Source organism: Micromonospora solifontis (assembly GCF_003725545.1).
In the GTDB taxonomy this organism is placed as follows: Bacteria; Actinomycetota; Actinomycetes; order Mycobacteriales; family Micromonosporaceae; genus Micromonospora; species Micromonospora solifontis.
Genome location: NZ_RJLN01000024.1, coordinates 61,351 through 72,981 on the forward strand (window position 1 = coordinate 61,351; position 11,631 = coordinate 72,981).

At 70.9% G+C, this 11,631-nt stretch carries 10 protein-coding genes and 1 tRNA gene; 7 read left to right on the plus strand and 4 right to left on the minus strand.

Going from position 1 to position 11,631, the window contains the following annotated elements:
* Window positions 1-16 precede the first annotated feature (16 nt).
* On the minus strand, window positions 17-466 hold the full coding sequence (locus EFE23_RS11295) for a hypothetical protein (protein WP_123240850.1): 450 nt from the start codon (window positions 464-466) through the stop codon (window positions 17-19).
* A gap of 352 nt (window positions 467-818) precedes the next feature.
* On the opposite strand from EFE23_RS11295, the gene EFE23_RS11300 reads away from it, so the two are divergent.
* Genes EFE23_RS11300 through bagB form a run of 3 tightly spaced genes read left to right on the plus strand, consistent with a single transcriptional unit; the run spans window position 819 to window position 3,724 of the window.
* Window positions 819-1,514, plus strand: a complete 696-nt coding sequence (locus EFE23_RS11300) for an Rv0361 family membrane protein (protein WP_123240851.1) — start codon at window positions 819-821, stop codon at window positions 1,512-1,514.
* A 26-nt stretch (window positions 1,515-1,540) separates the two neighbouring features.
* On the plus strand, window positions 1,541-2,518 hold the full coding sequence (gene bagA, locus EFE23_RS11305) for an ATPase BagA (protein WP_123240852.1): 978 nt from the start codon (window positions 1,541-1,543) through the stop codon (window positions 2,516-2,518).
* Between the two features lie 54 nt (window positions 2,519-2,572).
* Window positions 2,573-3,724, plus strand: coding sequence for an ArsA family ATPase (gene bagB, locus EFE23_RS11310; protein ID WP_199737014.1), 1,152 nt, complete (start codon window positions 2,573-2,575; stop codon window positions 3,722-3,724).
* Window positions 3,725-3,745: 21 nt separating this feature from the next.
* Here the strand turns inward: bagB and EFE23_RS11315 are convergent, their stop codons facing one another.
* On the minus strand, window positions 3,746-4,066 hold the full coding sequence (locus EFE23_RS11315; protein ID WP_123240853.1) for a WhiB family transcriptional regulator: 321 nt from the start codon (window positions 4,064-4,066) through the stop codon (window positions 3,746-3,748).
* Window positions 4,067-4,468: 402 nt separating this feature from the next.
* On the opposite strand from EFE23_RS11315, the gene EFE23_RS11320 reads away from it, so the two are divergent.
* Window positions 4,469-6,907 carry a penicillin-binding protein gene (locus EFE23_RS11320; RefSeq protein WP_123240854.1) on the plus strand — a complete coding sequence of 813 codons (2,439 nt, stop codon included), beginning with the start codon at window positions 4,469-4,471 and terminating at the stop codon, window positions 6,905-6,907.
* Between the two features lie 64 nt (window positions 6,908-6,971).
* On the opposite strand, the gene EFE23_RS11325 is transcribed toward EFE23_RS11320, so the two are convergent.
* Window positions 6,972-7,427 (minus strand): GatB/YqeY domain-containing protein, encoded by a 456-nt coding sequence (locus EFE23_RS11325; RefSeq protein ID WP_123240855.1) that lies wholly within the window; start codon window positions 7,425-7,427, stop codon window positions 6,972-6,974.
* Window positions 7,428-7,452: 25 nt separating this feature from the next.
* Here EFE23_RS11325 and EFE23_RS11330 point away from each other — a divergent pair, with 25 nt between their 5' ends.
* From EFE23_RS11330 to EFE23_RS11340, 3 genes are all read left to right on the plus strand, one after another.
* Window positions 7,453-8,346 carry a metallophosphoesterase gene (locus EFE23_RS11330; RefSeq protein WP_123240856.1) on the plus strand — a complete coding sequence of 298 codons (894 nt, stop codon included), beginning with the start codon at window positions 7,453-7,455 and terminating at the stop codon, window positions 8,344-8,346.
* A 66-nt stretch (window positions 8,347-8,412) separates the two neighbouring features.
* Window positions 8,413-8,489: transfer RNA gene (locus tag EFE23_RS11335), tRNA-Pro, on the plus strand.
* Between the two features lie 156 nt (window positions 8,490-8,645).
* Window positions 8,646-9,758, plus strand: coding sequence for a calcium:cation antiporter (locus tag EFE23_RS11340; protein WP_199737015.1), 1,113 nt, complete (start codon window positions 8,646-8,648; stop codon window positions 9,756-9,758).
* A gap of 381 nt (window positions 9,759-10,139) precedes the next feature.
* Here the strand turns inward: EFE23_RS11340 and EFE23_RS11345 are convergent, their stop codons facing one another.
* Complete coding sequence (locus tag EFE23_RS11345) at window positions 10,140-11,402, minus strand: IS110 family RNA-guided transposase (protein ID WP_123240857.1); 1,263 nt, start codon at window positions 11,400-11,402, stop codon at window positions 10,140-10,142.
* Window positions 11,403-11,631 lie beyond the last annotated feature (229 nt).

Here is an 11,631-nt window from a genome sequence, read left to right on the forward strand (position 1 = left end):
CTACGATCCGGCGGAGCTACCGGGACGCGGGACGCTGCTCCGGGGCCGGGGGCGGTTCGCCGCACGGCCCCTCGTGGTCGTACCGCTGGGGGCACCGGGTGCGGTCGGGGAGCAGCAGGTCGCAGAAGACACGGTGCCGGTTGTTCTGGTCGTCTGCGGTGGAGACCGTCGTCTCGCCGGCGTCCAGCTCGCTGAGGAAGCCCAGCGAGGTGGCCACGGTGCCGGCCAGCGCGGTGGCCGCCGCCAGGTCGGCGACCCGGACCGGCAGGTGGATGACGTATCCCGGCTCCTCGTCGTCCCGGGCGCGCTCGCCGGGGCGGATCAGCGCGCGGAGCTCCTCGACCGGCTGCCAGTAGGACCGCTCGTTCAACGACGGGACCGTGCCGGACCCCTCGGCCGCACCGGGTCGCCCGGCCCGCCCACCGGGCGGGAACTGGGCTCGGGGAATGTTCTCCGCGTCGCGCATGTACTGCCTCCGGGCGTCGTACCTGGTCAAAGTCGCCACCATCCGGCTCGGACCCACTGCCCGGTCCGGCCGCCGCGTCGCGACGAACGTAGGACGCGCCGGGAGTCCCGGCAACGGGACGCGCACGGTCGATCACGTCCAGTCACATATGCGACACATTTCTCGTCGGCAACGCGGCGGCCCGTTCACGTACCCGGCGGATCGACGCGCGCTCCGCCCGGGTACGCGGGGCTGGCAAGTCGGCCATCGACCGCTACCCTTCCCGTCTGGGACGGGCGACCCCGCTCGCCCGCCGTGCTGATCACGCGTCCGTCGCCTGGGGCGGCGACGGCGCCGCACCCCGGGGGAAGACATGACCCAACCGCCCATCGGCGGCGCCGCCGCGCCCGGTGGCCCCTCGCCCGAGCAGTCGCCCGTCGGCGCCACGCCGACGCCCGGGGCGTACCCGTCGCCGACCCCCGGGACGTACCCGCCGGCCCCCGGGACGTACCCGCCGGCCCCCGGGGCGTTCCCGCCGCCGACCGCCGGGGCGTACCCGCCGGCCCCAGGGGGGTCCCCGCCGCCCGCGCCCGGTTATCCGCCGTACCAGACCCCGCCGCCCCCGAAGAAGCGGCGCGGCCTGCTGATCGCCTCGATCGTGCTGGCCGCGGCGGTGCTGCTCTGCGGTGGTGGCGGCACGGCCGCGTTCCTGACCCTGCGGAACGCGGAGGAGGGCCAGGGCGCGAAGGAGCCCGCCGTCGCGGTGGACGGTTTCCTCACCGCCGTCTACAAGGACCGCGACGCCCGGAAGGCGGCCACCTTCGTCTGCTCCGCCTCCCGGGACGACAAGAAGATCGCCGCCAAGGTCGCCGAGGTCAAGAAGTACGCCACGCAGTACCAGAACCCACGGTTCCGGTGGACCAGCCCGAAGGTGGACAACCGGACCGGGGACCGGGCGACCGTGACCACCCGGCTCACCATGACCACCGCGGACGAGAAGGTCGCCGACCAGGACCTGCGCTTCACGGTGGTGCAGAAGACGGGTTGGTGGGTCTGCGAGGTCGCCTGATCCCGCCCGCTGGATAGGCTCGACGGGTGGCAGCAGCTGAGCAACCGGCCGACCCGGCCGGCACCGGGTGGCCGGCCCGCCTGCACGTGGTGACCGGGAAGGGCGGCACGGGCAAGACCAGCGTGGCCGCGGCACTGGCCCTCGGGCTGGCCGCCGGTGGCCGGCGCACCCTGCTGGTCGAGGTGGAGGGGCGGCAGGGCATCGCCCAGCTCTTCGGCACCGACCCGCTGCCCTACGAGGAGCGGCACCTGACCGACGCTCCGGGCGGCGGCGAGGTGCGCGCCCTCGCGGTGGACGCCGAGGAGGCGCTCCTCGAGTACCTGGACATGTTCTACAAGCTCGGCGCCGCCGGCCGGGCGCTGCGCAAGCTCGGCGCCATCGACTTCGCCACCACCATCGCTCCGGGGCTGCGGGACGTGCTGCTCACCGGCAAGGTCAAGGAGGCCACCACCCGCACCACCGGCCAGCGCCGGGCGTACGACGCGGTGGTGCTGGACGCTCCGCCGACCGGGCGGATCGGCCGGTTCCTCAACGTCACGGCGGAGACCGCCCGGCTGGCGAAGGTCGGCCCGATCAAGACCCAGAGCGAGGGCGTCTCCGCGCTGCTCCGCTCGCCGATGACCGCCGTGCACGTGGTGACCCTGCTCGAGGAGATGCCGGTCCAGGAGACCGTCGACGCGATCGCGGAGCTGACCCAGCTGGGCTTCCCGGTCGGCCGGGTGATCGTCAACGGGACGCGGCCCCCGGTGCCGGCCGGGCGCGCGGTGACCGCGGCCGAGCTGAAGCGGGGGCTCTCCGCCGCCGGGCTGCCCACCGACGGCCGGACCGTCGCCGGGCTGGTCACGGAGGCCCGGGACCAGCAGATACGCCGGGAGCTGGAGGACTCGCTCCGGGGCGAGCTGGTGGAGCTGGGCCTGCCCCTGATCGAGCTGCCGCTGCTGCCCGACGGGGTCGATCGGGCGGGGCTGGAGACGCTGGCCAGGGCGCTCGTCCGGGCCGATTGACTCACACCTGCGGCCGGCACGGAGCAGAGACACCCTCCAGACCGATACGCTCGATTGGTGCCTTCCGAAGACGCGGCGCCTCCGCTGGACGTCGACCAGATCCTCGCCGACCCCGGCGTACGGATCGTGGTCTGCTGCGGGGCCGGCGGCGTGGGCAAGACGACCACCGCGGCCGCGTTGGCGCTGCGGGCGGCCGAACGGCACGGCCGGCGGACGGTGGTGCTCACCATCGACCCGGCCCGCCGGCTGGCCCAGTCGCTCGGCCTGATCGAGCTGGACAACACCCCGCGCCAGGTCAAGGGGATCGACGTCGAGGCCAGCGGCGGTGAGTTGCACGCCATGATGCTCGACATGAAGCGCACGTTCGACGACGTGGTGCTCCAGCACACCGATCCGGCGAAGGCGGCGGAGATCTTCGCCAACCCCTTCTACCAGGCCATGAGCTCGACCTTCGCCGGCACGCAGGAATACATGGCGATGGAGAAGCTGGGCCAGCTGCACGCCCGGGGCGAGTGGGACCTGATCGTGGTGGACACCCCGCCGTCCCGCTCGGCGCTGGACTTCCTCGACGCGCCGGCCCGGCTCTCCCGCTTCCTCGACGGCCGGATGCTGCGGCTGCTGCTCGCGCCGGCGCGCAGCGGGGGCCGGAGCATGTTCAGCTTCGTCACCGCGAGCTTCGGGATGTTCTCGAAGGTGGTGCAGAAGGTGATCGGCGCCCAGCTGCTCACCGACCTCTCCGGCTTCGTGGCCGCGCTGGACTCGATGTTCGGCGGCTTCCGGCAGCGGGCCGAGCAGACGTACCGGATCCTGCAGGCCCGGGAGACGGCGTTCCTGCTGGTCGCGGCGCCGGAGCCGGACGCGGTCCGGGAGGCGGCCTACTTCGCCGGCCGGCTGCGCTCCGAGCGCATGCCGCTGGCCGGCCTGGTGCTCAACCGGGTGCACGAGCCGGCGGCGCCGCAGCTGGGCGCCGCCGACAGCCTGGCCGCCGCCGAGCGGCTGGCCGCCGAGGGCGGGCACGAGGGCACCGTCGAGGTGCTGCGGGCCCACGCCGCGCTGGCCCAGCAGGCGGTACGCGAGCAGCGGGTGGCGGCCCGGTTCACCGAGGCGTTCCCCACGGTGCCGGCGGTGTCGGTGACGGCGCAGCCCGCCGACGTGCACGACGTCGACGGGCTGCGGACAATCGGCGAGGCGATCAGCCGGCGGTGAGCCGGACGACCGCCGCGACGGTCAGTTGGCGGTGGTCACCAGGATCTTGTCCTTGCCGGCCTTCTCCTTGGCGTTTTTCTTCATGGCGGCCTCGAACATCTTGCGCCAACTGGCCACCTGCGGGTGACGGCGCAGCAACGCCCGGCGTTCGCGTTCGGTCATGCCACCCCACACACCGAACTCGATCCGGTTGTCGAGCGCGTCGGCCAGGCACTCGTACCGAACTGGGCAGCTCCGGCAGATCCTCTTCGCCACGTTCTGTTCGGCGCCCTGTACGAACAACGCGTCCGGGTCCCCGTTCTGACATGCCGCCAGTGACGGCCAGTCAGTGATCATGCCCATCTTCAGACGTCCCCCCTTGCAGTACCTACCGACTTCGCGCGACCAGCCGTCGAATCAACCCCCCCGTCATCCGCTCGGCCTCCCCACGGCGGCACGGATGACATGTGGCTCTGTCGCAGCCACCATCATGCTGGGTAGTCGGCCGATTACGCAACGTTGTCGGCTAAATCCATCATTCCGGACACTCCCGGCTTCCCGGGCTTTCGCCCGCCGTCTACCCGCCCGGAGTACGTGAAAACGCTGCGCGGCTCCTCCGTTCGGGGGAGACTTTTCGCCAGGTTCAGGCAACCACGCACCAGGGCTCGTGCGTTTAGCACAACGAGGCCGGCGCGCGCTGGAAATGGGGAAAGTTCCCCGCGCGCCCCTCGTTCCCTACTCGCGTACCCTGTCGAGGTGACCTGGATGCGGAAACGTGACCACAATGTGCTGACCAACGCCGCATCGCTGCTTGTCTGTGGCCTGTTGGCCGGCGTGGTGGTCGCGGCGGCGGCCTTCCCCGCGGTGGCGATGTCCGGACTCGCGGCGAAGGCGGGGGCCGAGACCTTCGGCGCCCTACCCAAGGAGCTGACGGTGGCCCGCGCGCCGCAGATCAGCTACCTGCTCGCCGCCGACGGCAAGACGCCGCTCGCCACGATGTACGACGAGAACCGGCGCGACGTCAAGCTCAAGGACATCTCGCCGTTGATGCAGAAGGCCATCATCGCGGCCGAGGACCACGACTTCTACAAGCACAACGGCGTGGACCTCAACGGTGTGGCCCGGGCCTTCGTCAACAACCAGTCGGGGACGAACTCCCGGCAGGGCGCCTCGACGCTCACCATGCAGTACGTCCGGCTGGCCATCTCCTACTCGGCCACCCACCCGGCCGACGTGGTCGCGGCGACGGAGGACACCAGCGCCCGCAAGCTGCGCGAGATGCGCTACGCCCTCCAGATCGACAAGGAGCTCTCCAAGGACGAGATCCTGGAGCGCTACCTGAACATCGCCGCCTTCGGCAACGGCGCGTACGGCATCTACGCGGCCAGCCAGGTCTACTTCGGCAAGCCGCCGAGCAAGCTCGACATCCAGGAGTCGGCGATGCTGGCCGGCATGGTGAAGGCGCCGACCGCGTTCGACCCCACCACCAAGGCGGGCTACCCGGAGGCGGTCGGGCGGCGGGACTACGTCATCCAGAACATGGTGCAGATCGGCGCCATCACCCAGGAGCAGGCCGACCAGGCCAAGAAGATCAAGCTCGTGGTGAAGGACAAGCGCACCCCCAACGGCTGCGTCGCCACCAACACCCAGAGCTGGGGCTTCTTCTGCGACTACTTCTACCGCTGGTGGCTACAGCAGGAGACGTTCGGCTCGACCTCGTACGACCGCGAGCGCCGGCTGAAGAGCGGCGGCTACACCATCACCACCTCGCTCGACGTGCAGGCGCAGAAGGCCGCCGACAAGGCGGTCCGCAACCACCTGAGCAACAGCGCCACGGCCGCCCGGATGGTGGCGGTGATCGAGCCGGGCAGCGGCCGGGTCCGGGCGATCGCGGTCAACCGCAACTTCAAGATCGATGATCTGGCGCACCCGCAGAACAAGCTGTCCAGCGACCCGAAGAAGGCCAAGAAGGGCATCCGGGGCAACCGCCCGAACACGGTGAACCCGCTGATCACCGGTGGCCCCGGCATCACCGGCTACCAGGCCGGCTCGACCTTCAAGATCTTCACCCTGGTCGCGGCCCTGGAGAAGGGCTACCCACTCAGCTACACCATCAACGCGCCGCCGCAGTTCAAGTCCGAGTACATCATCGACTCCAGCAACCCGGCCGCCTGCCCGGGCACGCACTTCTACTGCCCGGTCAACGCCAACAAGGCGATGGCCGGCGTGCACAACATGTGGAGCGCGTTCGGCTTCTCGGTCAACACCTTCTTCGTCGCGCTCCAGCAGCGGGTAGGCGCGGAGAACGTGGTGAAGGCGGCGCAGAAGCTCGGCATCACCTTCCGGGCACCGAGCGACGCCCGGTTCGCCGAGAACAAGGACGCCGCGCACCAGTGGGGCGCGTTCACCCTCGGTGTCTCGCAGACCACGCCGCTGGAACTGGCCAACGCGTACGCCACGCTGGCGGCTGACGGAAAATACTGCGAGCCGATCCCGGTGCAGGAGATCCGCGGCCCGGACGGCGAGAAGCTCGACATCGCCAACCCGCACTGCGAGCAGCGGATCAGCACGCAGGTGGCCCGGGCCGCGGTGGACGCCGCCCGCTGCCCGGTGGGTGACCACTCCGCGACCAGCAAGTGCAAGACCGCCACCGCGGGCAACGTGCGCGGGATCGTCAACGCCCCGGTGGCCGGCAAGTCCGGCACCACCGACTCGGACAAGACCTCGGCCCTGGTCGCCATGACCAAGCAGTACGCGGTGGCCGGCATCGAGGCGGACCCGGACTGGCCGCAGACCAACCAGCGGATGAAGCACAACGAGGTGCCCTGGGGCATCAACCCGGCGGTGTACGAGACGCTCCGCGACGCCATGAAGGGCAAGGAGCGGATCAACTTCACCCCGCCGAGCGGAAAGATCCTCGAGGGTGACCAGCGCTCCATCCCCGACGTGAAGTGCCAGTCGATCGACACCGCCAAGTCGCGGCTGCGCGGCGCCGGCTTCGAGCCGGTGGTGTCGAGCAGCCGGACCCCGTCGGACTGCCCGGTCGGCACCGCCGCCGGCACCAGCCCGGACGGGCGCACCATCAAGGGCGGCGTGGTGACCATCGAGGTCAGCGCCGGCGGTGGCAGCCAGCCGACCGGCGGCAACACGCCCGGTACCCCGCCCTCGCCGGGCAACGGTCCGGGACGACCACCACGCCGCTGATCCTCATCCGACAACGGGCGGGCACCCCAGGTGGGGGCCCGCCCGATTCGTCGTCAGCGGCCGGTCAGAGGCCGAGCTGCCGGCGTACCTCGGCGGCGACCCGGCCGCCCTCGGCCCGGCCCGCCACCGCGGCCTGCGCCGCCTTCATGGCCGGGCCCATCTGCGCCTTGCCGGTGAACCCGCCCGCGGCGAGCGCCCCCGAGACCAGCTCGGCCAGCTCGGAGTCGGAGAGCTGCTTCGGCAGGTAGCGCTCCAGCACCTCACCCTCGGCGGTCTCCTTGCCCGCCTGCTCGGCGCGACCGGCGTCGGCGAAGGCCGTCGCCGCCTCGCGCCGCTTCTTGGCCTCCTTGGTCAGCACCGCGAGCACCTCGTCGTCGCTGAGCTCGCGCTTTTCCTTGCCGGCGACCTCGGCGTTGCCGACGGCCGCGAGCGCCATCCGCAGGGTGGACGTGGTCAGCTCGTCGCGCGCCTTGAGTGCGGCGCGCATGTCGGCGGTGAGACGGTCCTTCAGCGTGCTCATGGACGGTCAAACTACCCTGAACGCCATGCGAAAGCGCACACTATTCCGGCTCGCCGCCGGGACCGTCGCCGCCGGTGCGGCCACCCTGGCGTACGCGTCGCTCGTCGAGCGCAACATGTTCACCCTGCGTCGGTACGACGTGCCGGTGCTTCCCACGGATGCCGAGCCGCTGCGCGTACTGCACCTGTCGGACCTGCACATGACGCCCAACCAGCGGCGGAAGCAGGACTGGGTGGCCTCGCTGGCCGCGCTCGACCCCGACCTGGTGGTGGTGACCGGGGACAACATGGCCCACCCGGACGCGGTGCCGGGCGTGCTGCGGGCCCTGCAACCGCTGCTCGACCTGCCCGGGGCCTTCGTCTTCGGCTCGAACGACTACACCGGACCGGTCTGGAAGAACCCGTTCACCTACTTCCTCCGCGACCGGGAGTACGCCGAGGGCGTGCCGCTGCCGTACGAGGAGCTGCGGGACGTCTTCACCGGGGCGGGCTGGGTCGACCTGAACAACGCGCGGGCCACGCTCAAGGCGGGCGGCCGGGAAGTCGAGCTGGTCGGCGTGGACGACCCGCACATCGAGCGGGACGACTACGAGGCGGTGGCGGGACCGGTCAGCCCCGGGGCGGCCCTCACCGTCGGCGTGGCCCACTCCCCGGAGCCCGCGGTGCTGGACCGGATGGCCGCCGACGGGTTCGGGCTGCTGCTCGCCGGACACACCCACGGCGGCCAGGTCTGCGTGCCCGGCTACGGCGCCCTGGTGACCAACTGCGGACTGCCCCGCTCGATGGCGCGCGGGCTGCACCGCTGGCCCGGCTCCGACTCCTGGCTGCACGTCTCCGCCGGTCTCGGCACCCACCCGACCGCTCCGGTGCGGTTCGCCTGCCCGCCCGAGGCGAGCGTGCTCACCCTCATCCCGCGCTGACCGGCAGGGGGAGGGGTACCGAGTTTGATCCCCGGGGCGGGTGGGCTACTATTTGTCGGCACGCCTCGGGGTGTGGCGCAGCTTGGTAGCGCGCTTCGTTCGGGACGAAGAGGTCGTCGGTTCGAATCCGGCCACCCCGACCAGAGGTCAGAAGCCGCATCCGGTTCCACCGGGTGCGGCTTCTTCCGTTCCGGCAACCGGTCGACACGTGTGCGGCAGATCACGTCCAGGCGGTTCGGCAGGACCGTTGACGATCTTGAGCACGGGCGGCTGACCGGTTTTCCTGGCAGAGTTGGTGGATGGCCGCCCTGATTCGATCCCGCCTGACCGACTGGACGACCCTCGTACCCCTGATCGCGGTTCTCGTGCTCGCCGTCTCCTGGGGACGCGAACTACCCGACGCGCTGATCGTCGTGGTGGCCGCGCTGCTGGCCGGCGCGGTGCTGGCGGCCGTGCACCACGCCGAGGTGGTGGCCCACAAAGTGGGCGAACCGTTCGGCTCACTGGTGCTCGCCGTGGCGGTCACCGTGATCGAGGTCGGACTGATCGTCACCCTGATGATCAGCGGCGGCGACAAGACGCAGGCGCTGGCCCGGGACACCGTCTTCGCCGCCGTGATGATCACCTGCAACGGGATACTCGGCCTCTCCCTGCTGCTCGGCGCGCTGCGCCGCCGGGTGGCGGTGTTCAACCCGGAGGGCACCGGCGGGGCACTGGCCACCGTGGCCACCCTCGCCACCCTCAGCCTGGTGGTGCCGACCTTCACCACCAGCCGGCCGGGCCCGGAGTTCTCCCCCGCCCAGCTCGCCTTCGCGGCCGTGGCGTCGCTCGCCCTCTACGGGCTGTTCGTGATGGTGCAGACCGGCCGGCACCGCGACTACTTCCTCCCGGTGACGCAGGAGGGCAGCATCCTGGCCGAGGACGCCGACGGCGACGGGCACGCCGATCCGCCGTCGACGCGTACCGCGCTGGCGAGTCTGGCGCTGCTCGTCGTGGCCCTGGTCGCGGTCGTCGGCGACGCGAAGACCATCTCCCCGGCGATCGAGGCCGGGGTCTCGGCGGCGAACCTGCCCCAGGCGTTCGTCGGTGTGGTCATCGCCCTGCTTGTCCTGCTGCCCGAGACCCTCGCCGCCGCCCGGGCCGCCCGCCGGGACCGGGTGCAGATCAGCCTCAATCTGGCGCTCGGGTCGGCCATGGCGAGCATCGGCCTGACCATCCCGGCCATAGCGCTGGCCTCCATCTGGCTCGACGGCCCGCTGCTGCTGGGCCTCGGCGGCACGCAGCTGACGCTGCTCGCCCTCACCGCCGTGACCGGCGTGCTCACCGTGGTGCCGGGCCGGGCGACCGTGCTCCAGGGCGGGGTGCACCTGGTGCTGCTCGCCGCCTTCGTCTTCCTGGCCGCCAGCCCGTGACCCGACGGTCCGGTCCGCCACCTCGCTGACCGATGAAGGTGAGCGCCAACGGCTTCCGTCTCCTCGACCCGCGCGCCACCGGGTTCCCCCCGACCGGAACGACGCGGCGAACACGGCCGACAACGTGCTGGCAGAGGTGCTGGACGGACGGCGGAAGGGCGGTCGCCGGCCCTTCCGCTCGTGGTGGAGCAGCCCGATCAGAAGACCAGGTTGAAGCTGCCCCAGCCGCTGGAGATCAGCTTGCCGCTGGCGTCGATCCACTTACAGATCGGGTGCCAGGCCGGTTGGCCGTTCCAATCGAGCAGACGCTAATCCGAAAATGACCATGCCGAGACGTGCGGCAGCATCCCGGCGGAGCCGGGATGGGGTTTGAGGTTGTGGTTATGCGGCGGTCTGGAGGGTGACCTGGTAGCCGAGGGCGTTCAGGCCGCGGATGTGGTTGCGGATGGCGCGTTGGGTGCCGGCGCGGTTGTCGTAGTGGGTCAGGCCGAGGTCGGTGAAGGTGGCGTTGTTGTCGGACAGCAGGTGCCAGACGATGGTCAGGATGGAGCGGCCGACCGCGACCAGGGCTTTCTTCTTGCCTCGTCGTCGGGCAAGCCTGCGGTAGCGCTCGCCGAGGAAGGTGTCGGTGCGTGCCGCGCCGACGGCGGCTTCGCCCAGTGCGCGGGCCAGGTAGCGGTTGCCTTTGCCGGTGGAGCCGTTGCCCTTGTTCTTGCCGGCGGACTGCTTGACTCCTGGTGTGAACTTCGCCCAGGACGCCAGGTGGGCGGCGGTGGGGAACCGGGTCATGCCGATCTCGGCGATGATCGCGTGGGCGGTGGTGACGCCGATACCGGGGATCTCATCAAGGCGGGCCACCGCCGCCTGCGCGAAAGGGGCGATCAGTGCCTCGATGCGGGTCTCGACCGCGGCGATGTCGGCGTTGAGGGTGTCGACGTGGGTCAGCATCCGGGCCAGCAGGAACGCGTGATGGTCGCTGAAGCGGCCCAAGAACGCCTCCTGCAGGTCGCGTATCTTGGCGCGCATGCGGGTGCGGGCCAGCTGTGCCAGGGCGTGCGGATCGCGTTGTCCGGCGACGAGGGCGTCGAGCATGGCCCGGCCGGAGACGCCGAAGATGTCGCTGGCGACCACCGACAGTTTGATCTGGGCGTCTTCGAGCAGCTTCTCCACCCGGTTCTTCTCCCGGTTGCGTTCACCGATCAGGTCGACGCGGTAGCGGGTCAGGTCCCGAAGTTCACGGATCTGCGCGGGCGGCACGAAACTGGGGCGGATCATGCCCCGCTCAGCGACCTTGCACAGCCATACCGCATCGAGTTTGTCGGTCTTCGGCCGGCCGGGCAGGTGCTTGACATCGCGGGCGTTGACCAGCCACACCTCGAACCCGGCTGCTTCCAGCAGGTAGTACGGCGGCTTCCAGTAATCGGAGGTCGCCTCCATCACGACCCGGGTCACCCCGAGCCCGGCCAGCCAGTCACCCAGCCCGGAAAGAGACCGGGTCATCGTCGAGACGGTGCGCACCTCCTGCACCCGCCGTGACGACCCGGTCGGACTGGGCAGCCGCATACAGCACACGACCTCGGCCTTACCGATGTCCAGCGCCGCGACCCGCTGCACCACCTGCGCATCATCTGGGGTCTCTTCCACCTGCGACCTCCTCGCCACAGCACCGTTACCAGGGGCGGCCGCTCGCAGGAGTCGCAGGGACGGGAGACGAAGCTAATCCGCGTGCTCGAAGCAACAGTGAAGGGCCCAACAGCGCGACTCCCAGCGCCCGACTAGACGACGGCCTCAACGACCAAGGTGGAACGACGTCAACGAGCGACCGGACCCCCATTTTCAGCCCGGAACGGGCCGCCCACCAGGGCGAGAAGGA